General features: G+C 64.0%; 20 protein-coding genes. 9 read left to right on the forward strand and 11 right to left on the reverse strand.

The features are described 5' to 3' along the window. Positions 1-59: 59 nt before the first annotated feature. Both U5775_RS04805 and U5775_RS04810 read right to left on the reverse strand, forming a co-directional pair. Positions 60-278 (reverse strand): hypothetical protein, encoded by a 219-nt coding sequence (locus tag U5775_RS04805; RefSeq protein ID WP_322056973.1) that lies wholly within the window; start codon positions 276-278, stop codon positions 60-62. A 152-nt stretch (positions 279-430) separates the two neighbouring features. Beyond that, positions 431-1,135, reverse strand: a complete 705-nt coding sequence (locus tag U5775_RS04810; protein ID WP_322056974.1) for a GntR family transcriptional regulator — start codon at positions 1,133-1,135, stop codon at positions 431-433. A gap of 323 nt (positions 1,136-1,458) precedes the next feature. Between U5775_RS04810 and U5775_RS04815 the strand changes: the two genes are divergently transcribed. The 5 genes from U5775_RS04815 to U5775_RS04835 all read left to right on the forward strand — a co-directional run bounded on the left by U5775_RS04815 (position 1,459) and on the right by U5775_RS04835 (position 7,257). Beyond that, positions 1,459-2,202, forward strand: a complete 744-nt coding sequence (locus tag U5775_RS04815) for an HpcH/HpaI aldolase family protein (RefSeq protein ID WP_322056975.1) — start codon at positions 1,459-1,461, stop codon at positions 2,200-2,202. Positions 2,203-2,291: 89 nt separating this feature from the next. Continuing rightward, positions 2,292-3,446: a pyridoxal phosphate-dependent aminotransferase gene (locus tag U5775_RS04820; RefSeq protein ID WP_322056976.1), complete on the forward strand. Its 1,155-nt coding sequence runs from the start codon at positions 2,292-2,294 to the stop codon at positions 3,444-3,446. A gap of 115 nt (positions 3,447-3,561) precedes the next feature. Beyond that, positions 3,562-4,629 carry a porin gene (locus U5775_RS04825; protein ID WP_322056977.1) on the forward strand — a complete coding sequence of 356 codons (1,068 nt, stop codon included), beginning with the start codon at positions 3,562-3,564 and terminating at the stop codon, positions 4,627-4,629. A 32-nt stretch (positions 4,630-4,661) separates the two neighbouring features. Then, positions 4,662-5,804, forward strand: a complete 1,143-nt coding sequence (locus U5775_RS04830) for an aminotransferase class V-fold PLP-dependent enzyme (RefSeq protein WP_322056978.1) — start codon at positions 4,662-4,664, stop codon at positions 5,802-5,804. A gap of 49 nt (positions 5,805-5,853) precedes the next feature. Then, positions 5,854-7,257, forward strand: coding sequence for an amino acid permease (locus U5775_RS04835; RefSeq protein WP_322056979.1), 1,404 nt, complete (start codon positions 5,854-5,856; stop codon positions 7,255-7,257). Positions 7,258-7,289: 32 nt separating this feature from the next. On the opposite strand, the gene lhpI is transcribed toward U5775_RS04835, so the two are convergent. Beyond that, positions 7,290-8,204, reverse strand: a complete 915-nt coding sequence (gene lhpI / locus U5775_RS04840; RefSeq protein WP_322056980.1) for a bifunctional Delta(1)-pyrroline-2-carboxylate/Delta(1)-piperideine-2-carboxylate reductase — start codon at positions 8,202-8,204, stop codon at positions 7,290-7,292. A 208-nt stretch (positions 8,205-8,412) separates the two neighbouring features. Here lhpI and U5775_RS04845 point away from each other — a divergent pair, with 208 nt between their 5' ends. Continuing rightward, positions 8,413-9,162 carry a FadR/GntR family transcriptional regulator gene (locus U5775_RS04845; protein ID WP_322056981.1) on the forward strand — a complete coding sequence of 250 codons (750 nt, stop codon included), beginning with the start codon at positions 8,413-8,415 and terminating at the stop codon, positions 9,160-9,162. A 113-nt stretch (positions 9,163-9,275) separates the two neighbouring features. Here U5775_RS04845 and lhpH read toward each other — a convergent pair whose 3' ends face one another. The 6 genes from lhpH to U5775_RS04875 all read right to left on the reverse strand — a co-directional run bounded on the left by lhpH (position 9,276) and on the right by U5775_RS04875 (position 16,819). Beyond that, complete coding sequence (gene lhpH / locus U5775_RS04850) at positions 9,276-10,283, reverse strand: trans-3-hydroxy-L-proline dehydratase (protein ID WP_322056982.1); 1,008 nt, start codon at positions 10,281-10,283, stop codon at positions 9,276-9,278. 30 nt (positions 10,284-10,313) lie between these two features. Next, entirely contained in the window at positions 10,314-11,432 is a 1,119-nt protein-coding gene (locus tag U5775_RS04855; protein WP_322056983.1) for a branched-chain amino acid ABC transporter substrate-binding protein, read from the reverse strand. A gap of 151 nt (positions 11,433-11,583) precedes the next feature. Further along, positions 11,584-12,744 carry a GNAT family N-acetyltransferase gene (locus U5775_RS04860; protein WP_322056984.1) on the reverse strand — a complete coding sequence of 387 codons (1,161 nt, stop codon included), beginning with the start codon at positions 12,742-12,744 and terminating at the stop codon, positions 11,584-11,586. Between the two features lie 45 nt (positions 12,745-12,789). After that, a complete protein-coding gene (locus tag U5775_RS04865) occupies positions 12,790-13,452 on the reverse strand; it encodes a class I SAM-dependent methyltransferase (protein WP_322056985.1) in 663 nt (220 codons plus the stop codon). Between the two features lie 488 nt (positions 13,453-13,940). Further along, positions 13,941-16,184: an NADP-dependent isocitrate dehydrogenase gene (locus tag U5775_RS04870; protein WP_322056986.1), complete on the reverse strand. Its 2,244-nt coding sequence runs from the start codon at positions 16,182-16,184 to the stop codon at positions 13,941-13,943. Positions 16,185-16,285: 101 nt separating this feature from the next. Further along, positions 16,286-16,819: a hypothetical protein gene (locus tag U5775_RS04875; RefSeq protein WP_322056987.1), complete on the reverse strand. Its 534-nt coding sequence runs from the start codon at positions 16,817-16,819 to the stop codon at positions 16,286-16,288. A 223-nt stretch (positions 16,820-17,042) separates the two neighbouring features. Here U5775_RS04875 and U5775_RS04880 point away from each other — a divergent pair, with 223 nt between their 5' ends. From U5775_RS04880 to U5775_RS04890, 3 genes are all read left to right on the forward strand, one after another. After that, entirely contained in the window at positions 17,043-18,440 is a 1,398-nt protein-coding gene (locus U5775_RS04880) for an MFS transporter (RefSeq protein ID WP_415913512.1), read from the forward strand. Between the two features lie 506 nt (positions 18,441-18,946). After that, entirely contained in the window at positions 18,947-20,782 is a 1,836-nt protein-coding gene (locus tag U5775_RS04885; protein ID WP_322056988.1) for a S10 family serine carboxypeptidase-like protein, read from the forward strand. 75 nt (positions 20,783-20,857) lie between these two features. Beyond that, complete coding sequence (locus tag U5775_RS04890) at positions 20,858-21,250, forward strand: 2-oxoglutarate dehydrogenase (protein WP_322056989.1); 393 nt, start codon at positions 20,858-20,860, stop codon at positions 21,248-21,250. Positions 21,251-21,308: 58 nt separating this feature from the next. Here U5775_RS04890 and U5775_RS04895 read toward each other — a convergent pair whose 3' ends face one another. Both U5775_RS04895 and U5775_RS04900 read right to left on the reverse strand, forming a co-directional pair. Continuing rightward, entirely contained in the window at positions 21,309-22,088 is a 780-nt protein-coding gene (locus U5775_RS04895; RefSeq protein ID WP_322056990.1) for an ABC transporter substrate-binding protein, read from the reverse strand. A gap of 109 nt (positions 22,089-22,197) precedes the next feature. Continuing rightward, a complete protein-coding gene (locus U5775_RS04900; RefSeq protein ID WP_322056991.1) occupies positions 22,198-23,352 on the reverse strand; it encodes a methionine aminotransferase in 1,155 nt (384 codons plus the stop codon). Between the last annotated feature and the right edge of the window lie 40 nt (positions 23,353-23,392).

Here is a 23,392-nt window from a genome sequence, read left to right on the forward strand (position 1 = left end):
GCCCACGGCGCGCCGCGCGAGGCGGCCGCCGGACTTGATGAGGCTTGCGCGGCGCGCGCTTAGCGCATCTTCCGGCGCCAGATCTCGTGGCCCGCGCAGACCGCGAGAAAGACGCCGAACAGGATCGCGGCCACGGAAGCCGGCTCCTCGCCGGAGCCTGCGCCCGCTTGCACGGCGTGAAGCCACATGCCCGCGCCTGCCGCCACCGCCACGAGGCCCAGCACAACACCGAGCGCCAGCACCGCGCAGGGCGCACGCGTACGTTGCCGAATCGTCATATCGCTCCCCGACGAGCGTGTCCTTGCTCTGGCGGGCGGCGTCGCGCGCCACCCGCATGGGGTAACGATACGCCGCTGCGCCCGGTGCTGCATCATCGGCGGATGATGGGCGGCGCAGCCGGCATGCATGAGGCGAATGAAGCGGCGCTAGCTCAAGGCTGTCCGCTCAGCAGAGCGAAATAACGGCGTTCCGCGCTGGCCATGAAGTCGGCCATTGCGGCATTGACTTTCTTCGGGTCGCGTTCGAGAAAACCTTCGAGCATGACCTTCATGCCGTCGACGACGATCTTCTGCGTAGCCGGGTCGTTGAGCGTGCCAAGGCGCACCTGCTGCGCATGGTCGGCGAAACGGCGGATGGTTTCCTGCAGACGCGCATTCTGCACCGCGCCCAGCCACGCGTCGCGAAACGCAATGTTCGCTTCGATCATGGCGTCGCCGTCGTGCTTCTCGTAGGCCTTGAGCGCCTTCTGGTAGGCGCGCTTGAGCGCGTCGTCGAGCCGGCGCTCCAGCGTCGCCGTGGCGCTCGCGGCGGCGCTGGGTTCGAGCAGGCGGCGCACTTCGAAGATCTCGCGCACGTCGTCGCTCGTGAGGATCGGCACGACGAAGCCGCGCGTGGTGCCCGCGAGATAGCCCTCGTTCACGAGACGCAGCAGCGCCTGGCGCACCGGCATGCGGGTGCAGTCGAACTCGTCGGCGATCTCGTAGTCGAGCACGCGGTCGTCCGGGCCGATTGCGCCGCGTCGCAGACGCGCGCGAATTTCGGTGTAGATGGTTTCGGTCAGCGTGGTCTGGCGCAGCGCGGTGCGCCGGGGCAGCTTGGTGACTTTCTCGGAGATCTTCGCGGATGAGTTGGGCATCGGGCGGCAGCGCCTTTATTCTGGATTCAGTATCGGATCTAGGGTAGGGGGCGGGCGCACGCGCTGTCAAGCCACCGCGCGCCGCAGCGGCGCGGGCTCGTTGCCGCGTTGGTCCCGGCGCAGGTCCCCGAAACGGCCCGAAAGCCCCGCGAATCATCGGGGACTTCCCCTAAATTACTTCAGGTCTAAACAATTTTGTTTGACAGCGGCATTTTCTCCGCTTACCTTGCTCTCAACCAAAAAACTGAATTCAGAATGCACGAAGCGGACGGCGGAACACGAAGTGCGCCACGTGCGGGACGAATGTGTCGGGAGTGACGTTCATGCTTTTTCAATCGCTCAAGCCGGGGCTGCGCGGCACCCAGCCGCTCGACCTGATCTGGCTGGCGCTGGGCAGCGTACCGATGGCGGAGTTCGCGGTGCACGCGAAGCCCGCGGCGCTAGTGCTGGACCTGCAACACGGGCTGTGGGAGCGCGGCACGCTCGAAGCCGCGATCGGCGCGGCGGCGCAGCGGGTTCCCGTGATTGCGCGCTGCGCCGAGAACGGGCCCGCGGCCATCTCTCAGGCGCTCGACGCCGGCGCGGCCTCGGTGCTCGTGCCGCTCGTCGAAACCGTCGACGACGCGCGCCGCGCCGTCGATGCGTGCCGCTACCCGCCGCACGGCCGCCGCTCGGGCGGGGGCGTGCGGCCCTTGCTGGCCGGCATCGACGCCATGCTCATGGCCGACCGCGAAGTGGCCGTGGGGCTGCTCATCGAAACCGTGCAAGGCGTGGAGAACGTTGAGGCCATCGCGGCGGTGCCCGGCGTGGACTATCTGTTCATCGGCACCGGCGACCTCGCGCTGTCGCGCGGCACACACGATCCCGCCGTGCTCGAGCGCGACTGCGAGCGTGTTCAGCGCGCCGCGCGTGCGCACGGCCTGCCATGCGGCCTTTTCACGGCAGACGCCCACGCGGCCCACCGCGCCTTCGCCGACGGCTACCGGATGGCGGTGTGCGCGAACGACATCGAACTGGTCCGCCAGGGCTTTCACAGCGCGCTGGCGCAGGCACGCGAAGAAGCCTGAATGGCACCGGCTTGATGTCATTTGAACGGCATTTAAACCGTATTTAAACCGCTTTTAAACCCAGCACGATCGAACCGATTGGAGACGCGATGAACCTCACCCGAGACGCGATCCTGGCCATGCCCGACTCGCCCATCATCGACGTATGGCGCCTGGGCGTCGGGCGTACCGACGTCATCGGCCTGTGGGCGGGCGAAAGCGATTTGCCGACGCCCAAGCCGTTTTGCGACGCGGCCGCCGCGGCGCTCGCCGGCGGCCAGACCTTTTATTCGCAGAACCGCGGCATTGCCCCGCTGCGCGAAGCGATTGCGGCTTATTACCAGCGCCTGTGCGGCGTGACGCTGGAAGATGAGCGCATTGCGGCCACGTGCTCGGGCATGAACTCGGTCATGCTGGTCGCGCAGGCGCTGATCGAACCCGGTGACAACGTCGTGTGCGTGACGCCTTCGTGGCCCAACATCCTGCGCGCCATCACGATCACGGGCGGCGAGGTGCGCGCGGTGCCGCTCGGCCATGGCGACGATGGCTGGCATCTCGATCTGCAGCGTCTCTTCGACGCCTGCGATGCGCGCACGCGAGCGATCTACTACGCGTCGCCCGGCAATCCCACGGGCTGGATGATCGAAGCGGAGCAACAGCGCGCGCTCATGGAGTTCGCGCGCAAGCGCGGCATCGCTATCCTCGCGGACGAGGTGTATCAGCGCATCGTCTACGACCGCTCGCACGCGGCCTCGATGCTCGAATACGCGATGCCCGACGACCCGCTGTTCGTGGTCAACAGTTTCTCGAAGGCCTGGGCCATGACGGGCTGGCGCATGGGCTGGCTCGTCTATCCGCGCGCGATGCTGGAGACCTTCGAGAAACTCATCCAGTTCAACACGAGCGGTGGCCAGGCCTTTTTGCAGGCCGGCGCCACGGTGGCGCTCAACGAGGGCGAGTCGTTCGTGCGCTCGTTCGTCGAGCGCTGCCGCGGCGGCCAGCAAATCGCGCTCGAACGGCTGCGGGCGATGCCGGGCGTGAAGGTGGTGCCGAACCAGGCGTCGTTCTATCTGATGTTCAGCGTGGAAGGCGTGACCGACACGCTCGACTTTTGCAAGCGCGCCGTACGCGACGCGGGCGTGGGCCTCGCGCCCGGCATCGCCTTCGGCGAGGAGTCGGCGCAGCAGATCCGGCTGTGCTACGCGCGCAGCGATGCGAGCCTCATCGAGGCGATGGACCGGCTCGAACGGTTCGTGCGCGGATGATCGGCGACAGCCAAGTCACGCAGGTGATTCGTTATACGAAATAAACGCCGCGCAACGGCGTGTCCACGGAATTCCATCGAAGACATTCCACTCAAGAGAAGAGAGAAAAGAGACCATGCAACGCAAACTCAAGGCTGCGATCGCGACCCTCGGCGTAGGGCTCTCGGGCAGCGCGCTCGCGCAGAGCGCCGTTACGCTGTACGGCATCGTCGATCAGAGCGTGCGCTTCACCACCAACGCGAACGCGCAGAACGACAATCAGGTGCAACTCGCCAACGGCGCCATCACCAATAGCCGCTGGGGCTTGAAGGGCGAAGAGGATCTGGGCGGCGGCATGACTGCGCTGTTTCGCCTCGAAAGCGGCTTCGAGCCGCAAAACGGCACGGTGGACATGAACCGCCTGTTCGGCCGCTATGCCTACGTGGGTCTCTCGGGGCGCCTCGGCACCTTCACGCTGGGCCGCCAGGGCACGGAGTCGTTCAACTTCTTCGGCGACTTCGATCCGCTCACGGTCGGCAACTACACGGCGAACTCCTGGCCGTTCTTCATGACGATCGGCCGTATCGACAACACCGCCGCCTATGCGGGCCAGTTCGGCGGCCTGCATCTGGGCGCGACCTACGGCTTCGGGCAGCAGCCGGGCAGCCTGAGCCAGAACTCGTATTGGGGCCTGCGCGTTTCCTACGATCTCGGGCCGGCGAGCTTCGGCGGCACCTACCAGGAACAGCGCGACCTCTCCAACAACGTGCAGCGCATGTGGGGCGTGGGCGGCAAGTACGCACTCGGCCACGCGACGCTCTTCGTCGGCTACATGGGCGGGCGCGACGCCACCGGTTTCGTGGACGAATCGCTCAACGACCCGAGCCGCACCGTCACCACGGGCTCGTTCGCGCAAAACCCGCGCCGCGACATGACGCTCTTCACCGGCGTGCAATATCAGGCGACGCCCGCGCTCGCGCTCACGGGCGCGTTCTACTACGACGACATGAACGACGTGAACGGCTTCGCGGGCAACGGCGGCAAGCGCTACACGGGCGTGCTGCTCGCCGAGTATTCGCTCTCCAAGCGCAGCCAGGTCTATGCGACCGTCGACTACAACAAGGTGAGCGGCGGCGCGTACACGGAATTGCCGGGCAAGAGCAATCAGTTGGGCGTGGGCGTCGGCATGCGCCATATGTTCTGATTTCGGCGTCACGAGCTTATGAAGGATTACGAATGAATAGTAAATACGACGATTCCACACGGGCCGGCTGGCTGCTCTATCACTCGGTGGGCATGTTTCCAGGTCAGGAGGAGGCGGTGCGCGGCGCGCTCGACACGTTCGCGTCGAGCTGGTGCCGCCCTGACCTCGATCGCTGGGACTATGGTCTCGAAGCGCGCCGCGAGGTGCTCGATTCGTGGGCGCGGCTCGTACATGCGCCCGCACACGCGGTGTTCGCCGCCGAGAACGTGACCGACGCGTTCGCGCGCTTCGTGGGCGCACTGGGCAGCAGGCGGCTCGCGGGCAAGCGCGTGCTGATCGCGGGCGACTGCTTTCCGAGCCTGCACTACATGCTGGCCAATCTGGCGAACGTGCTGGGCTTCACGCTCGACACCGTGCCGCTCGAAAGCGGTGCGGCCTACGTGAGCGACGACGCCTTCATCGCGCGCTGGCACGACGACGTGGCACTCGCCATCGTCACCTGGGTCACGTCCACGGCGTCGAAGCGCGCGGACCTCGCGCGTCTTGTCGCCCATGGCCAGGCGCAAGGCAGCCTGATTGCCGTGGACATCACCCAGGGCGCGGGCATTCTCGATTTCGACGTCACGCACCCGGGCGTGGACTTCGCGGCCACCACCACGCTCAAGTGGCTCTGCGGCGCACCCGGCACCGGTCTCGCGTATCTGGCGCCGGCCCTGATCGACGACGATCTCGCGCCGATGGTGCAGGGCTGGTTCAGCCAGCCGGACCCCTTCAACTGGGACCTTTCGCGCTTTTCGCTCGCCCCCGATGCGCGCCGCTTCGACCACGGCACGCCCTCGTTCCTGCCGTTCGTGGCCTCCGCGCCGGGACTCGCGTGGCGGCTCTCGCCCGCGGCGGCCGGCATGCGCGAGCACAATCTCGCGCTCGCGAGACGCCTCATCGCGCTGTGCGACAGCAAAGGCTACGCGCTGCGCTCGCCGCGCAACGAGAGCGAGCGCGGCGGTAGCGTGATGGCCGATTTGCCCGCGCATGTGGACCCGCGCGCGCTCGAAGCGAAGCTCGCCACCCACGGCGTGCTCGTGGATACGCGCGGCCAGACGCTCCGTCTTTCGCCGGGCGTGCTCACGCAGCCCGCCGTGATCGACAGCCTCTCCACGCTGCTGCCCGCAGCCTGACCTTCACCTGACTCGCTACGCAGTCCGACTCTCCCAAGGGAGCAACGACATGGAAGACACAAGCATCACCTCACGCGAAAAGGGGCTGCACAAGGCGCTTTCGCAACGCCAGATCGCGATGATCGGCATAGGCGGCGCGATTGGCACGGGCCTCTTCATGGGCAGCGGCATCGCCATCGGCTATGCGGGTCCGGCCGTGCTGATCAGCTATGCGATCGCCGCGCTCATCGCGGTCATCATGGTGTTCAGCCTCGCGGAGATGGCGGTCGCGCATCCGACCGCGGGCTCGTTCGGTACGTATGCCGAAATGTATCTGAACCGCTGGACCGGCTTCGTCGTGCGCTACACGTACTGGATCATCGAAGTGGTGGCGGTGGGCGGCGAGGCCATCGCCGTGGGCGTTTACATGGGCTTCTGGTTTCCCGGCGTGCCCGTGTGGATGTGGTCGATGGCGTTCGGCATCGCGCTCGTCTACGTGAACTGCCGCTCGGTCACGAACTTCGGCTCGTTCGAGTACTGGTTCGCGCTCATCAAGGTGGTGGCGATTCTCGGCTTCATCGTCGTGGGCCTCGCGCATCTGTTTGGTCTCGGCACCGGCACGGCGGCGGTGGGCATGCACAACCTCACGGGCTTGCCGGGCGGCTTCATGCCTCACGGTTTTGGCGGCGTCTGGATGGGCGTGCTGATGGCGATCTTCTCGTTCTATGGCGTCGAGATCGTGGCCGTGACCTCGGGCGAGGCCAAGGACCCGTCGAAGGCGATTCCGAACGCGTTGCGCTCGATGGTGCTGCGCCTCACGCTGTTCTATATTCTCGCGCTCGGCATCATGGTGGCGTATCTGCCGTGGACGGAAGCGGGGGCGAAGGTCGTGCAGCAGAGCCCATTCGTGAAGTTGTTCGCCCATGCGGGCATTGCTCATGCGGCAGGGCTCATGAACTTCGTCGTGATCACGGCGGCGTTGTCGAGCATGAACACGAACATCTATCTCTCGTCGCGCACGCTGTTTTCGCTGGCGCGTGGCGGCTACTCGCCGCGCTGGATCGGCCAGCTCTCGGCCAACGGCACGCCGCTCGTCGCGACGCTGATCTCGGGCGCGGGCATTCTGGCTGCCGCGGCGGTGTCGTTCTTCAGCCCGCTCGCGTACAACTACCTGTTCGGCATCGCGCTGTTCGGCGGCATCTTCGTGTGGATCGTGATTCTCGTGACGCACCTGCGCTTCCGTCGCGCATGGCGTGGCCGCGCGCTGCCCGTGCGCATGCCGTTCTTTCCGGTTGCGCAGATCACGGGCATCGCGCTGCTCGCCGCGATTCTCGTGACGATGGGGCTCGACACCGAGTTCTGGGACATCTCGTGGATCGTGGGCGTACCCTGGCTCGTAGGGGTGTCGCTGGTGTACTTCGTCTATCGCAAGCGGCTGGCGCAGGCGCCGCTGGCCGACGCCGCCGGAGTTTGAGTTAGCGGGTGATGTGCAATGCGCGCATGCCTTCAGCCGGCATGCGCGCGAGCGACCCGGCAAGCCGCCAGATCCCACGCGGCACAGCCAACGCTCTTGAAAAAGACCGGCGCTACGGGCTTGAGATCACCCTTGATCGCCGCAGCCAGCGCATTCACGTTCGCCCAGTCGACGCCCGCCTGAATCAGGTCGCCGGCCTCGTGCTTCGCGCCCGCGGGATCGTCGACGACGAGGAAACTGCTGTCCACAGTCGCTTTGCTCACTTCCGCCGCCGCAGGCGTGAACGCGCCGACGCCGACGACCAGACGCCCGGCCCGCGCAGGCGCGGTATAAACGGGCGTTTGACTCGTCGTGACCGTCACGACGACATCGACCGAATCGGGAATATCGCCGTCGAGCGCGCGGAGATTGGGCGCGATCGCACGCAGCGATTCGACGAAGTGCTGCGTGCGCTCCGGCGTCGAGCCCTTCGCAAGCAACCGCGCCTGCGGAAAGAGCGCCGCGAACGCTTCCACATGATTGACGGCCTGTTTTCCCGTGCCGATGATGAGGATCTCCTGCGGCGCGCTCGCGTGCAGGCACATGATGCCGAGCGCGCTGACCGCCGCGGTCCGGCGCCCGGTGACCGTGGGCCCGTCGAGCACGAACAGCATCTCGCCCGTGTGCGCGTCGCACGCAATGACCTGTCCGTGGATGGTCGGGAGTTGCCGCTTGCCGTTTGTCGGGCACACGTTGACCAGCTTGTGGATCGCAATGTCGCTCGCGCTCGACGGCATCGAAAGCATCACGCCGCCTTCCTGCAAGGGGATGACCAGACGTTCAGGACTCACAATCTTTCCGTCGGCGTATTCCACGATGGTTTCGCGCAGCATCTGCACGAGCGTCGGATAGTCGAGCAGCGCGGCCGTGGCGTGCGCGTCGAAAGTTTTGACTGGCGGAGGGGTCATGGCTGGGAAGACTCGCTTTGGAGAAGTCGCTTAAGTGGATTCAATTTAAACCACATTTGGCTGGTTATCAATCCATGAATCCGGTGTGTTGACCTTGGCTGGAATTCCTGCAGGCCACATCGACGCAATATGGGTACGCAGCGGCTCGGGTGGTTTTTGCTATGGTCGTAAGTGGTATATTGGAGACCAACGCTCCGACCGATCCAACATGGCTTCCGCACGCATCGATTTCCCCGCGAATTTCCGCCCCCTCCAGATCTACGAGCAGGTCTGCGAAAAGATCCGCGCCGAGATCCGGGCTGGTATTTATCTTCCGGAATCGCGCCTGCCTTCCGAGCGCGAACTGGCTGCCCTGTTCGGCGTCGGGCGTCCGGCCGTGCGTGAGGCGATCGGCGCGCTCCAGAACGAAGGCCTCGTCGTCACGCGCAGAAATTCGGGCACCTACGTCGCGGCGAATGCGCCCGACGTGCTCGCGCGGGCCAGCGCGCCAGCGGGCATGGCCGAAGCCAGTCTCGTCGAGCCCGATTACAGCCCGTCGGCGACGCTGGACGTCCGCCTGATTCTCGAACCCGCCATTGCGCGCCGGGCGGCGGCCCACAGGAAGCGCGACGCGCTGGCCGAGCACTATCTCGCGCAGATGGAGACGCTCACCGATGTTTCGGACCCCGAAGAACGTGCGCTCTGGAACAACAGCGACCGCCTGTTTCATCGCCAGCTTGCGGTGATGACCGGCGATGCGCTGCTCGTGAAGCTCGCCCAGGAGATTGCCGACACGATGGACCAGTCCTTGTGGAAGCGTCTCAAGGACGACGGCATTTACGATCCCGCCCGCATTCGCCTTTACGTCGCGGAGCACCGGCTCATTTACGAAGCCATCGTGACCGGCGACGCAGACGCTGCCGCGTTCTACGTGGAGCAGCATATCCATCGGGTCCAGCGCGATATCGCGCCCCTCTGATACGCGCGACTCCGACTATCGGCGCGAAGATCGGGAATGGCAGGCAAAAAAGGCGCACGCCGGGAAGAACCCGGACGTGCGTCGCAAACCCCAGGTACGGGGGAGAATGGGTCTTAGCGCACGAGGAAGCCGTAGGTGAGCGGATCGCGTTCGTCGATGATCCACTGCGCGAAACCGCAGATATACGCCTCGCCCTCGACTTCGGGAATCACGGCGGGCATGCCATTGACCGAAGTCTCGCGCAGCACGCGGCCCTTGAATATCGTGCCGACGATGGACTCGTTCACGAGCGTTTCGCCGGCCTTCAGTTCGCCGCGCTGATAGAGCTGCGCCACGCGTCCGCCGGTTCCCGAGCCCGTGGGCGAGCGGTCGACTTCGCGATCGGCGAACACGCAGCAATTGGCCTGAGTCGACCCCGCATGGCGCGGCGCGTTGGCAATGATCGTCCCGTAGATGTGATTGATCTCGGGAATCTCCGGATGCTGGACCGGGAAGGCCTTGTTGGCGGCTTCCTTGACTTCGGCGCCGAAACGAATGAGCTTTTCGACCGCCGATTCGCGCACCGGCAGATCGAAAGGCGCGCCGTCGACATAGAAATAAAACGCGCCGCCGTAGGCGATATCGCCCGTGACTTTGCCGAAGCTCGGCGTTTCCACCGTCACGTCGCGCTTCCACAGGAATGACGGCACGTTCACGAAGCGCACGCTGCCCGCGTGCTCGCCGTCCCACTTCACGAAGGCCTCGATGAAACCGCAGGGCGCGTCAATGCCGACCCGCGTTTCGGGCGTCGTCCGCTGCACCCAGCCCAGCTCGACGGCCGCCGTGGACAGCGCAATGACGCCGTGGCCGCAATGGTCGCTATAACCTTCGTTGTGCAGAAAAATCACGCCGAAGTCCGCGCCCGGCGAAATGGGCTCGGTGAGATAGCCACCATACATGTCCGCGTGGCCGCGCGGCTCGAACATCAGCGCGCGGCGGATATCGTCGGCGTTTTCCTTGAGCCACGCGCGGCGCTGCACGATGGTGTCGCCCGGCAGGCGCGGCAGGCCGCTCGTGACGATGCGGAATGCCTCGCCGCCGGTATGCACTTCGACGGTAGAAATAGTACGTGTCGGTTTCATGAGAGTCGAATGGTCAAGCGGATGAGTGACTTACTGGGCATAGGGCGCGGGGAGCCCGTTGCGAATGACATAAACCGTGGTGGGCGCGCCGACGAGATCGCCCTTCGCGTCGAACGAATAGGTGCCCGCGACGCCCTTGTAATGTTCTTTGGACAACTGATCGATGAGCTTCGCCTTGTCCGTGGTCGTGCCGGCCTTGACCATCGCGTCGGCCAGCAGCTTCACGCCGTCGTAGTAGTTCACCGCATAGACCTGGGTGTCCATATGGTAGGCGTCGTGGTACTTCTTCAGGAAGTCGCGGCCTTCGGGCGTCTTGTCCAGCGCGACGCCACCCTGGGCGCAATAGACGATGGAGGCCGCATCGCCGGCCACCTTGCCCATGTCGGCCGAGCAAATGCCGTCGCCGCCCAGCAGCTTGGCGCGCAGGCCGCGCTGACGCATCTGCCTGGCCATGGGCGCGCCCTGGGCCGCGTAGCCGCCGAAGAAGATCACATCGGGATTTTCGGCCTTGATGGCCGTGAGGATGCCGAGGAAGTCGGTCGCCTGGGAATTCGTGAACTGATGATCGACGATCTTCAGGCCATTGGCTTTCGCGACGTCTTCGAACTGCTGGGCCACGCCCTGGCCGTAGGCCGTTCTGTCGTCGATGATGGCGGCCGTTTTGGCGTGGAGCGTCTTGACCGCGAATTCGGCCATCGTGCCGCCCAGTTGCTCGTCGCTCGCGCCGATGCGGAAAATATTCTTGAAGCCCTGCTGCGTCAGCGCGGGATTGGACGCGACGGGCAGCATCGGGATATTCGCGCTGTGATAGACGCGCGATGCCGGGATCGCCACGCCGGAGTTGTACGGACCGATGACGGCGACCACGCCGTGATCGACCAGATTCTGGGCGACCTGCACGCCGACCTTCGGGTCCGCCTGGTCGTCCTGCGAATCCAGTTTGAAGGTGACCGCCTTGCCCGCGACGCTCACGTGCTGCGCATTGAGCTCGTTGATAGCGAGGCGCGCGCCATTCTCATTGTCCTTGCCGTTGGCCGCCTGCGGACCGGTCAGCGGGGCGGAATGCCCGATAACGACGACTTCCTGCGCGTGGGCCGCGACTGCGCCGAATGCCGAAGCGGCGACTACGGCGGTAATGAGTTGACGCATGATCGGTCTCCCAAATTGGTTTTGGAGAGACCAATGTATTGCAGCGGTGGTGCGATAGCAAGCACTTTTCAAAAAGAGGTGTTGATCGTGGTCCTAGGGGAAACCAGATGCCGGCTTTTACGAATGCGCCTCGCTGGGCGAAGGCCGGGCGTCAGGCGGTGATCGCGCGGGCCTTGCGGTAGACGCGCTTTACCTGGGCCCATGCCAACGGCAATTCGATTAATCGTCCACGCGCATTGAGCACCACGAGCCGCGATTCATGGCAGGTTTCGCGATCTGCCCAGCGCGCCTTGTAGTCGCCGTGCAGGGGCCGGAAATCGAAATCGCGGCCATTCGCATGGGCCCATTGGGCCAGGTACTCGACCAGCAGGTTGCCGACGGAATACACGCTGAACGCCTCGTCATACGTCGTGATCAGGTACTCGATCGCACGCGCGCCAACGAGATTGACCGAAGCGGCCACCGGCTGCCCGTCGACTTGCACGCAGGCGACAAGCGGCATGCGGCTGAGGTCGATCTTGCGCGCAAGGTCGATGAAAAAATCGCGCATGCGGTCATCCATCAGATAGCGCGACTCGATTCCGCGCTTGAGCGCCCATTGGCGTTTGTTCGCAAACAGCCAGGTCAAGACGCGCGCCGTTTCGTCCGCGCTTTCACACCAGCCGATACGGACTTCGCCGTTGCGCCGCAGCCGTTTGATACTGGAGCGCAGCGCGGCCCGCAACGTGGCATGCCGTGTCGCGAGGAAATCGCTCCAGGCGGGGTAGGCGCGCAGCCCGATCGCGTAGCCGGGCATGACGCGCCAGCGGGCAGGCAGCGACGCCTGCACCCATGATTGCGGCGCCGCATTGAGCGCACGCTGCAGCGCGCTGCCGTTTTCGAGCATGGGAATGTGCAGCACGTCGGCGTGAATGCGCAGGATGGCCTGGACCGCGGCGTCGTAGAGCTCGGTGCGGCGCGTATCGGCGATCAAGGGGCCGCCGTATTCTTCGCCGCATCCGCAACCGGGCGCCTCGGCGCTGCGCAGTGCGCCCTTGCGCGTGATTGCAACGGGCCATAGCACGAGCAACTCGTGGGCATCGCGCACCGTCGCGACTTCGATCGTTGCGCCGAGCGCCATGGCCGCGGCCGCCGCGGCCTCGAAGTAAGCAAAGTCGATGAAAGGCGAATGGGCTTCGGCCGATGCGGAAAGCGCGCGCCATTGCGGCTCGAAGGCGCGCAGGGCGTCGATGGTTCCGCAGGTGAGCAATTCGTAGCGCAAAGCAGCGGGTGAGAGCGTCGACGCGGGCATCGCGACCGTGGCAGTCGGCACAGGCTTATCCTCTCTCGATGAGTTTTTCGCGGCGGCGAGGGGCGCTCAGTCTTCGAGGGAAGCGCTGAGCCGGTCCTTGGTTTCAATGCGGCGATGGCGATCCGAAAATTTGTCGGGGCGTGCGCCGCGCAAGCTCTGCCAGATGACGACGCTCTCCGCGTCTTCCGGCCCAAAACCCACTTCGCCGCGGTCGTAGGGAAATACCCCGGCAAACCAGCGTTGCAAATGGCTCGATGCGTCGAAAACCGCTCCGCAAACCGGGTTGTCGTACACGATGAAGAGGTGCTCGATGGTGCCGTTCGCGAGCGCTGACTCCAGCTTGTCGAGCAACTCCGCCATCAATTCGGGGCCGAACGGATTGAACAGGAATACGACCACCTTGCCCGCCGGAAACCGCAACTCGGCGGCATTGGCGTGCAGCGCGCGAATAGGCGGCCTTTGTGGATAGTGCCGTGCCATGACGACGGAATTTTCGTTAGCTATCCTCACAAGGTCCGCACTGATGTCGTAGCCCAGCGCCAGCGCGAACGGATATTCGGAGGCGACGACCATGGGCCGGCCCTTGCCGCAGCCAATGTCGATAAAGGTATAGCCGGCGATATCGCCGAGCGTGTCGAGCGCGCGGCGGATGATCGTGGGCTGCGAGCCCATGTAAGGCCGCAGTTGCCCAACGAGGTGGGCGTCACGGTGCGCGATGGGCGGATCCACGAGGCCGCTCGTGTCCGTTCCATACTGAAGATCGATCGGATGGCGGCGCAGACACCCCGAGTAGACCGCGCGCAGCACCGGTACACGAATGCAGATACGCCGTATCGGGGGCGTGAACATGGCCCGCTGGACCCCATCGGGCAACCACGCCACGGCGTTCAGCAGCGGTTGCTTGAGTACACGTCCGAGCGCTATTCGGGGGCTGCCATGAGAGGTCGTTCGCATGGAGTGTTTGCCGTGAATATTGCGGAAAGGTCTCTTGTCCTGCTTCGATCATCGCACGGTAGCGCGCATAGCTGCCGCCATTCATCGGTTCAATTAGGACAAAACGGCGGATGCGGCACGTGAACTGAACCCCGCCAAAACAAAATCGCCCTTGCAGCGAGATACGCTGCAAGGGCGATTTACGTGAATGAGGCAAGACGCCTCGTACCGGACGAGGCCGGGCGGGGTAGCCCCCAGCCCAGCCTCCCGGCTTCGCGCGCGGCTTACTTCGCCACGGCTTCGAGTGCTGCGTTGAACGTCTTGCTCGGGCGCATGACTGCGGCGAGCTTCGCGAAGTCCGGCTTGTAGTAGCCGCCGATGTCGACCGGCTTGCCCTGCACCGCGGCGAGCTCGCTCACGATGGTCTGCTCGTTCTCGGCCAGCGCCTTCGCGAGCGGGGCGAAGTGAGCGGCGAGCTCGGCATCGTCCTTCTGCGCGGCCAGCTCTTGCGCCCAGTACATCGCGAGGTAGAACTGGCTGCCGCGGTTGTCGAGCTCGCCCGTCTTCGGCGACGGGCCCTTGTTGTTGTCGAGCAGCTTGCCGGTGGCGGCGTCGAGCGTCTTCGCGAGCAGCTTGGCGCGCGCGTTGTTCGTCTTGATGCCGAGGTCTTCGAGCGAGACGGCCAGCGCGAGGAATTCGCCGAGCGAATCCCAGCGCAGGTGGTCTTCCTGTACGAGCTGCTGCACGTGCTTCGGCGCCGAGCCGCCCGCGCCCGTTTCGTACATGCCGCCGCCCGCCATCAGCGGAACGATCGAGAGCATCTTCGCGCTCGTGCCCAGCTCCATGATCGGGAACAGGTCGGTCAGGTAGTCGCGCAGGATGTTGCCCGTGACCGAGATCGTGTCCAGACCGCGGATCACGCGCTCGAGCGAGTAACGCATCGCGCGAACCTGCGACATGATATGGATCTCGAGGCCGTCCGTGTCGTGGTCCTTCAGGTAGGCCTCGACCTTCTTGATCAGCTCGTTTTCGTGCGGACGGTACGGGTCGAGCCAGAACACGGCCGGCATGCCCGAGTTGCGCGCGCGCGTGACGGCGAGCTTGACCCAGTCGCGGATCGGCGCGTCCTTCACGAGGCACATGCGCCAGATGTCGCCCTGCTCGACTTCCTGCGTGAGCGCGTCGATGACTTCGCCCGTGGCGTTGTCGACGATGCGCGCCGTGCCGTCTTGCGGGATCTCGTAGGTCTTGTCGTGCGAGCCGTACTCTTCGGCCTTCTGCGCCATCAGGCCGACGTTGGGCACCGTGCCCATCGTGCGCGGATCGAATGCGCCGTTGGTCTTGCAGAAGTTGATGATTTCCTGGTAGATGCGCGCGAACGTGCTTTCCGGAATCAGGCACTTGGTGTCGGCCGGGCGGCCGTCGGCGCCCCACATCTTGCCGCCGGCGCGGATCATCGCGGGCATCGACGCGTCGACAATCACGTCGTTCGGCGCGTGCAGGTTCGAGATGCCCTTGGCCGAGTCGACCATCGCGAGCGACGGACGGTGCTCATGGCACGCGTGCAGGTCGCGGATCACTTCTTCGCGCTTCGATTCGGGCAGCGCTTCGATCTTCGTGTACAGATCGACCATGCCGTTGTTGACGTTCACGCCGAGCTCTTCGAACAGCTTCGCGTGCTTCTCGAACGCGTCCTTGTAGAACGTGCGCACGGCGTGGCCGAACACGATGGGGTGCGAGACCTTCATCATGGTGGCCTTCACGTGCAGCGAGAGCATGATGCCGGTCTTGCGCGCATCTTCCATCTGCTCTTCGTAGAACGCGAGCAGCGCCTTCTTGCTCATGAACATGCTGTCGACGATCTCGCCGGCCTGCAGCGAAACCTTCGGCTTGAGGACGATGGTCTCGCCGCTCTTCGTCACGAGTTCCATGCGCACTTCGCGCGCGCGGTCGTTCGTGATCGACTTTTCGCCGTGGTAGAAGTCGCCGTGTTTCATGTGCGCGACGTGCGTGCGCGAAGCCATGCTCCACTCGCCCATGCTGTGCGGGTGCTTCTTCGCGTAGTTCTTCACGGCGAGCGGCGCGCGGCGGTCCGAGTTGCCTTCGCGCAGCACCGGGTTCACCGCGGAGCCGAGGCACTTCGAGTAGCGCTTCTGAATGGACTTTTCTTCGTCGGTCTTCGGGTCTTCCGGATAGTCGGGGACCTTGAAGCCCTTGTTCTGCAGTTCCTTGATCGCGGCAACGAGCTGCGGCACCGAAGCGCTGATGTTCGGCAGCTTGATGATGTTCGTTTCCGGCAGCTGCGTGAGGCGACCGAGTTCGGCCAGATTGTCCGGCGCGCGCTGGTCTTCGCTCAGGAACTCCGGAAATTCGCCGAGGATACGGCCCGCCACGGAAATATCGCTGGTCTCGACGTTCACGCCGGCCGGCGCAGCGAAGGTGCGGATGATCGGCAGAAACGCGCTGGTGGCGAGCAGCGGCGCTTCATCGGTCAGGGTATAGATGATGGTGGGTTGCTGAGTACTCATCGGCTTCTTGGCGGGGTTCAAAAACGGGGTGGTAAGACCACCGGCTGCGCGCAGTCGGCGAAACACCTGGATTTTGCCTCAATTTGCGGAGCTCTGGGGGCTTACTGTCCATCGATTTCATATTGTGGAAAGCCGTTGCGCGGTCCTGATTGGCCGCGAACGTGGCGCGTTTGCACCGATCGGGCGCACGCGCGCTGAAAACGTTCACAGCCTGGGAGGCCGCCGGGTAAGGCCTCGCGGGGTGTCGTGGGCGATTCCCGCGCGCCGTGCGTGATTTTTTGTTCGAGCCGTCGATTGCTTGTCAAGGTGGTAAAGACCCTTGTAAAAAGGGGAAGGAATCGGGCAGTCTTATAGAAGAATTTTTTGCCGCTCGAGGTCGTCGCGGGGGCGATTTCCGGGTCGACGGGAAGCGTATTGATGCCGGGTCGGTGCACGAATCTAAATAAAGTGTGGGGTGCCGATATCTGGGTTGGCCAATCCAGCATCCGGTCGAGTGGATTTCCGCGGCCATCGCTCACTTCGATGGCCGCGTAAAAAACGCAACCCGGTTCGACAGAACGAAAATCCATCGCATTCCACATAGCGGCCATATCGGCCCCGCATGGCATCACAAAACGCGCGAATTTGGGTTTCAACCAGGTGTCTCGATGCTCCGGTGCCAATAAGCTGCAAGCTGTGTCGCATTTCGAATGCGTGCGGCGGCGGCTTGCTGCGTCTCGCGAGCGCGCACCGCGACGCGAAAACGATGACGACGCAAGGATCTGCGCCGAGGAGACCGCGTGCGCTTCGTTTCGCATTGCGTGCGATACATCGGCCTTTTGCTCTCCCCATGCTTACAAAATGTAATGAGGTATTCCGATGTCGATAGAAAAATCCGCGGAAATAGCCGCCCGATTCGACCGGCTGCCGCCGTCGCGCACAGTCTGGACGATGGTGGTTCTGCTTTCGCTCGGCGGGGTGTTCGAGTTCTATGACCTGTTTTTCACCGGCTACGTGGCGCCGGGCATGGTGCATTCGGGCCTCTTCACGCCCGAGTCGCTCGGCTTCTTTTCCGCGCTCGGGCCGCTCAAGGTCGCCGGCTTCGGCACCTTCGTGTTCTCGACGTTCGCGGGGCTGTGGGTCGGCGCGCTGGTGTTCGGTCAGGTGGCCGACCGCTACGGGCGCCGCATCATCTTTACGTGGTCGTTGATCTGGTACGTCGCCTGCACGGCCATCATGGCGTTCCAGACGACGGGCCTCGGGCTCAATATCTGGCGCTTCATCGCCGGCATCGGCATCGGCATCGAGCTGGTCACGATCGACACGTACATCTCCGAGCTGATTCCGAGCGCCGAGCGCGGGCGCGCCTATGCGGTCAACCAGTTCATCACGTTCAGCGTGGTGCCCGTGGTGGCGTTTCTCGCATACATCCTCAAGGATACGCAGCCGCTCGGCCTCGATTACTGGCGCGTCGTGATTCTGATCGGCTCGGTGGGCGCGGTGGTGGTGTGGTTCCTGCGCCGCAACATCCCGGAAAGCCCGCGCTGGCTCGCGCGCCACGGACATGTGGACGAAGCGGAGCGCATCGTTGCTGAAATCGAGCGCCGCGTGGTGGCCGAGAAGGGCATCGAGCTCGCGCAGCCCGGCGCCATTCAGCTCGAAAAGGGCGGCCGCGGCTCGCTCGGCGAAGTGCTGCGCCCGCCTTATCTGCGCCGTACGGTGATTCTCTCGATCTTCAACATGGCGCAGGTGATCGGCTTCTACGGCTTCGCGGCCTGGGTGCCAACGCTGCTGATCGATCGTGGCATTCACGTCACGCAGAGCCTTGCCTATGCGTTCGTGATCGCGATCGCGAATCCGTTCGGACCGCTAATCGGTGTGTGGTTCGCGGACAAGCTCGAGCGCAAGACGCAGATTGTCGGCGGCCTTCTGATCATGGCGATTGTTATCGCGCTCTTTTCCCAGGCCTCGCAGCCCTCGGTGCTGATCGTGCTGGGCGTGCTGTTCACGCTGGCGTCGAACGTGATGTCGTATGCCTACCATGGCTACCAGGCCGAGCTTTACCCCACGCGCGTGCGTGCCCGCGCGGTGGGCTTCGTGTATTCGTGGAGCCGGATCGCGGCGGCGTTCGCGGGGCTGGCCATCGGTATTCTGCTGCATCACTACGGCGTGCCGGGCGTGGCGATTTTCATCGGCGTGGCGATGTTCGTGGGTATTGTGATGATTCTGCTCGGGCCGAACACGCGGGGTTTGGCGCTTGAGGATATTAGTCATTGAGTGAGTAGGGGCCGCCGTGCCACCACGTCGAGCGATGTGGTGGCACGCGCGGATAAATCGTTGTGTACGCATCGAACTGAAGAAGTTATCCCCCGCGCGGAGATCAGGAATTTCAGAAAATCTCCCATTCACGCTATTGCGTATTTTATTAAGCCACTGCAATTAAAACGACCTTCAATTATCCACGGCGCATAGGCTAAAAACTCGTCTTGACAAAGCGCTGCGAAACCTCCTATTTTTCCTCTGCCGAGTTTCATTACGAAATATTTCAGCCGGCTAATTGGCGCAAGGCGGTACAAGTTTCCGGAATCAAGCGATTTATATAGTTAGTAATCCGGAATAATTGCCGATCCGGTGAATTGAATTAAAACTGTCGGAATATAGAAAGCTTGATGTCAGCCATTGCGTGCCGACGAATCCTGCATGTGCGGTCTGTTTTCCCCAACGCGTCTCCGCGGCGAAGGCGCCCTTTGTGTAGCGGTACTTCACCATTCACAGGGACAGAAATGAATCCAGACAGTAGCTCCAGCAAGGGCCGCCCGCGCAGCGTGGGCTGGCTAGCCGCGCCCTGCGCGTTGATCGTTGGCGTGCTGATGCTCGCGGGATGCGGCGGCGGCGATGGCAGCTCCGGGTCTTCTGGGGCGAGCGCAATGAACGAGGTGGCCGCGAATCAGCAATCGCAGAATGGCAACCAGCAAGGGCAAAATCGCAATCAGCCTTATGTGGACCCGATCGCCTATTCGCCCAATGCAGGCGACGCGCTTGCGCTCAAGAAAGTCGCGGAAAAGGCGGCGATTATGCATTATCAATGGACAGCGGGAAAAACGACGGTCAATTACACGACCACCACGGGCCATTTAACGGCTTCGAATCCGGACGGCACGCCTGAAGCGACGATGTCGTACGTCGCCTATACCGCGCCGAGCACGAACGGCACGCCGCGGCCCGTCACGTTCATCTATAACGGCGGGCCAGGCTCGGCGTCGATCTGGCTGCGGCTGGGTTCGTTCGCGCCCACGCGTGTGGCCACGCCCGACCCGTTGATGACGAACTGGCCGAACTTTCCGCTCGTCGATAACGCGGACAGCCTGATCGATACCACGGACATGGTCTTCATCGATCCTCCGGGCACGGGGCTTTCGGAGGCCATCCAGCCGTACACGAACCAGAGCTTCTGGGGCTGCGATCCGGACGTCAACGTGATGCGCGATTTCATCATGCGCTATCTCGCGGTGAACAACCGCAGCGGCTCGCCCATCTATCTCTATGGCGAATCGTATGGCACGCCGCGCACGGACATGCTTGCGCTCGCGCTAGAGACGGCCGGCGTCAAGCTCACGGGCATCGTGCTGCAGTCGTCGATCCTGAATTATTTCGCCGATGCGATCGAGGCCACGGCCATCACGGCTTCAACAGAGGGCCTCGCGCTCGATACCGATACGCTCGCGGGCTACTACCCCGGCTATGCCGAGGTGGCCGCGTACTTCAATCAGGTATCGCCGCCGATGATCGATCAGGGGCTCTTTGCCTATCAGTCGGAGATCTTCGCGACGGGCCAGTACAACCATTTCGGAAAATACGCGCAATCGTGGGTGCTGAGCCAGCTTGGCATACCCGACGCGCTCGGCACGCCCGTGTTCCCGCCCGCGCGCACGCTCGATTCGTGGCGTTGGCCATCGAGCCTGACGTTGCAGGCGCTACAGGGCTATTTCAACGCGAATCCGTTCAATCTCGAACTGATTCCGGGTACCACCATCGGCCGTTACGATGGACGCGTGTCCTTGCCCAATTCGGACCCGCGCTTGCAGAGCGACAGCGACCCGTCGGACATTCTGATCTCGCAGCCGTTCACGACCGCGCTGGCGACGCAGATGCCCGATTACCTCGGCTACCGCGCGCCGAACGCGACCTATATGCCGCTGAACGACAACATCATCAACGTATGGGACTTCTCGCACGACGGTCAGCCGCTGCCCGATACGCTGCCTGATCTGCTGGGCGCGATTCAGCTGAATCCGCAGTTGAAGGTGCTGTCCGAAAACGGCTATCACGATCTCGCCACACCGTTCTTCAATACGGAGAAGCAACTCGCGCGTCTGCAAACGGTGAAGGGACTGGCGCCGAACCTGCAGGTGAACTTCTTCCAGGGCGGACACATGATTTATCTGGACGACGTGGCGCGTCCGAAGATGAAGGCCGATCTCGCGAACTACTACGCCGGACAGCCCATTGCGCTGGCGCTTTCGCTCTGGACGTTGCCCGCGCCGTGGTCCGACGAGAGCCCGGCCGGCACGCCCACGACGCCGACGACGGCCACGGCACAGGCCACGGCAACGCAGTAAGCTTGAGAGACGGGTCCCCGGCGAGCCGGGGACCGCATGCCCATCCCTTGGCACACCCATTGAATGCGAGTGATCATGTCCGAATTCGATAAGCTGTGGCGCCTCGCGCCGCTAATCGTGCTCGCTGCCGTGGTCGGCAACGCGCAGGCGGCCACCCAGGCCGTGGCACCCGTCACGCTCCCGCAAGGCGGGCACGGCGTGGACGGCCCGTTTTTCCCCACCAACCGTCCGATGCCCGTGACGCCATCCACAGGCACGCAGTTGCAGCAAGAAGCGCAAAAGCGCATTGAAGCGCGGCTAGGCGCGAATTCGGTGCTGAGCAACGGCGCCTCGATCACGAAGGCGCAGGCGCAAAGCAATGGCCTCGGCTATATCGCGCAGCACTTCGACCAGATCGATACGGCGCATACGGGCCGCGTCTCGATGAGCGACGTGCAGCAATATTTGCAGCAGCAAAAGCGCCAGTAATCGTTAGCACTGCTTTGCGGATTGGCGTCTCCGTGCGCGGGGCCCGATCCGCAAGCTCTTATTTCGGCGACACGTCGATATCGCCGAAATACTTGTGCGCGAGCGACGTGACGGTGCCATCGGATTCGAGCGTCGCGATGGCCACATTCAGGCGCTGGCGCAGCGCATCGTCGCCTTTGCGCAGGCCGAACGCCACGCCGCTGCCAAGGATCGTGTCGTCGCGCACCGGTGCGCCGACGAACGCAAAGCCCTTGCCGTCGGGCCGCGAAAGAAAGCCCGACTGGCCGGCGGGCGCGAGCAGGAGCGTCGCGTCGAGGCGTCCCGACGCGAGATCGGCGTAGATCTGGTTCTGGTCCTGGTAGGGCACGACGTTCACGCCTTTGGGTTGCCAGTGCACCTTTGCGTAGGTTTCCTGAATAGACGATTGCAGCACACCCACCTGCTTGCCCTTGAGCGATGCCGCGGTGGGCGTGAGGCCGCTGTCGCTGCGGGCGATCAGGCGCGTGGGGACGCGATAGATCACGGTGGTGAAGTCGATGGCTTCGCGGCGCCTGGCCGTTGCGTTCATCGCGGAGTTGATGGCGTCGAACTTGCGTCCGTTCAGCGCGGGGATCAATCCATCGAACGAGGTCTCGACCCACTTGCAGGTGAGATGCGCCGTGGCGCACACGGCATTGCCGATGTCGATGTCGAAGCCCTGCAGGCTGCCGTCCGCGGCCTTGGATTCGAATGGCGGATACTGCGCCTCCACGCCGAAGCGTAGCGTCGTCGTCTGCGCGAACGCCGGAAGCGCGGCACAGGCGCAGGCGAGTGCGAGCAGCAGCTTGGGTAGCTTCATGGTGATCTCCTGTCGATCGTCCCTGGCGCTTTGGCACTTGGGCGATGCCATACAAAGTGGCGATGGTTGTCGTTTGTTGTACGAAATATTCGCAGCGGTCCGCGTTCGCTCAGATTGCGCACAGCCGGCGCGCGCCTTCGAGCAGGGTGGCGTCGTCTTTCGAAAAGCTCAGGCGGATGAGGCCGTCGTCGGTGCCGTCCGTGTAGAACGCGGAGAGCGGAATGGTCGCCACGCGCGCGTCGCGAATCAGGCGCAGCACGAAATCGCTGTCGCGCTCGCTGGAGAACGCGCGAAAGCGGGCGAGCAGGAAGAAGCTGCCGGCGCTCGGCAGCAGTTCGAAACGCGAGCCGGCCAGCGCCTGCACGAGCAAGTCGCGCTTGCGTTGATAGAACGCGCCCAGGCCGAGATACGTCGCCGGCTCGGCGAGCGCTTGCGCGAACGCGTATTGCATCGGGGTATCGGCGGCGAACATCATGAACTGATGGACTTTGCGGATTTCTTCCATCAGCGCGGCTGGCGCGAGGCAATAGCCGACGCGCCAGCCCGTCACGTGATACGACTTGCCGAACGAGGAAACGATCACGCTGCGCTCGGCCAGTTCGCGGTGGCGCGCCATGCTCTGGTGTTGCACGCCGTCGAACACCACATGCTCGTAGACCTCGTCGGAGAGAATCACGATGTCGGTGTTGCGCGTGAGCGCCATGAGACGCGCGATGTCGTGCTCGTCGAGGAGCGTGGCGGTGGGATTGTGCGGCGTGTTCACGATGATCATGCGCGTTCGCGGATTGATCGCGGCGGCGACTTCGTCCCAGTTCACGCGAAAATCCGGCTGTGCGAGCTTGATGGCCACGGGCGTCGCGCCCTGCAGGCGGACGATGGGCGCATAGCTGTCGAACGACGGTTCGAAATAGATGACTTCGTCGCCGGCATGAACGAGCGCGCTGATCGCGGCGTAGAGGCCTTCGCTCGCGCTCGCCGTCACCGTGACTTCGCTGGCCGGATCATAGTGCGCGCCATGCAGCGTTTCGAACTTGGCGGCGAGCGCTTCGCGCAGCGTGTGAATGCCCGCCATCGGCGCGTATTGGTTATGGCCCGCGCGCATGGCGGCGGCCACGTTATCGACGAGCCGCGCATCGGGTTCGAAGCTGGGCGCGCCTTGCGAGAGATTCAGCGCATCGTGCCCGGCGGCGAGCTGACCGATGACGGTGAAGATCGTCGTACCCACGTCGGGCAGCTTCGAGCGGGTGCGGGCGGCGCTCTGCATCAATGTGTTCTCCCTCGGGCAGGCGGCGCCATTGCAGACG

It is taken from the genome of Paraburkholderia sp. J63 (assembly GCF_905220245.1).
Taxonomy (GTDB): Bacteria; Pseudomonadota; Gammaproteobacteria; order Burkholderiales; family Burkholderiaceae; genus Paraburkholderia.

What these genes read in the sequence shown, in the direction of transcription:
- U5775_RS04805 (WP_322056973.1), bottom strand. Translation starts at nt 278, where the DNA reads ATGACGATTCGGCAACGTACGCGTGCGCCCTGCGCGGTGCTGGCGCTC.
- U5775_RS04810 (WP_322056974.1), bottom strand. Translation starts at nt 1,135, where the DNA reads ATGCCCAACTCATCCGCGAAGATCTCCGAGAAAGTCACCAAGCTGCCC.
- U5775_RS04815 (WP_322056975.1), top strand. Translation starts at nt 1,459, where the DNA reads ATGCTTTTTCAATCGCTCAAGCCGGGGCTGCGCGGCACCCAGCCGCTC.
- U5775_RS04820 (WP_322056976.1), top strand. Translation starts at nt 2,292, where the DNA reads ATGAACCTCACCCGAGACGCGATCCTGGCCATGCCCGACTCGCCCATC.
- U5775_RS04825 (WP_322056977.1), top strand. Translation starts at nt 3,562, where the DNA reads ATGCAACGCAAACTCAAGGCTGCGATCGCGACCCTCGGCGTAGGGCTC.
- U5775_RS04830 (WP_322056978.1), top strand. Translation starts at nt 4,662, where the DNA reads ATGAATAGTAAATACGACGATTCCACACGGGCCGGCTGGCTGCTCTAT.
- U5775_RS04835 (WP_322056979.1), top strand. Translation starts at nt 5,854, where the DNA reads ATGGAAGACACAAGCATCACCTCACGCGAAAAGGGGCTGCACAAGGCG.
- lhpI (WP_322056980.1), bottom strand. Translation starts at nt 8,204, where the DNA reads ATGACCCCTCCGCCAGTCAAAACTTTCGACGCGCACGCCACGGCCGCG.
- U5775_RS04845 (WP_322056981.1), top strand. Translation starts at nt 8,413, where the DNA reads ATGGCTTCCGCACGCATCGATTTCCCCGCGAATTTCCGCCCCCTCCAG.
- lhpH (WP_322056982.1), bottom strand. Translation starts at nt 10,283, where the DNA reads ATGAAACCGACACGTACTATTTCTACCGTCGAAGTGCATACCGGCGGC.
- U5775_RS04855 (WP_322056983.1), bottom strand. Translation starts at nt 11,432, where the DNA reads ATGCGTCAACTCATTACCGCCGTAGTCGCCGCTTCGGCATTCGGCGCA.
- U5775_RS04870 (WP_322056986.1), bottom strand. Translation starts at nt 16,184, where the DNA reads ATGAGTACTCAGCAACCCACCATCATCTATACCCTGACCGATGAAGCG.
- U5775_RS04880 (WP_415913512.1), top strand. Translation starts at nt 17,043, where the DNA reads ATGTCGATAGAAAAATCCGCGGAAATAGCCGCCCGATTCGACCGGCTG.
- U5775_RS04885 (WP_322056988.1), top strand. Translation starts at nt 18,947, where the DNA reads ATGAATCCAGACAGTAGCTCCAGCAAGGGCCGCCCGCGCAGCGTGGGC.
- U5775_RS04890 (WP_322056989.1), top strand. Translation starts at nt 20,858, where the DNA reads ATGTCCGAATTCGATAAGCTGTGGCGCCTCGCGCCGCTAATCGTGCTC.
- U5775_RS04895 (WP_322056990.1), bottom strand. Translation starts at nt 22,088, where the DNA reads ATGAAGCTACCCAAGCTGCTGCTCGCACTCGCCTGCGCCTGTGCCGCG.
- U5775_RS04900 (WP_322056991.1), bottom strand. Translation starts at nt 23,352, where the DNA reads ATGCAGAGCGCCGCCCGCACCCGCTCGAAGCTGCCCGACGTGGGTACG.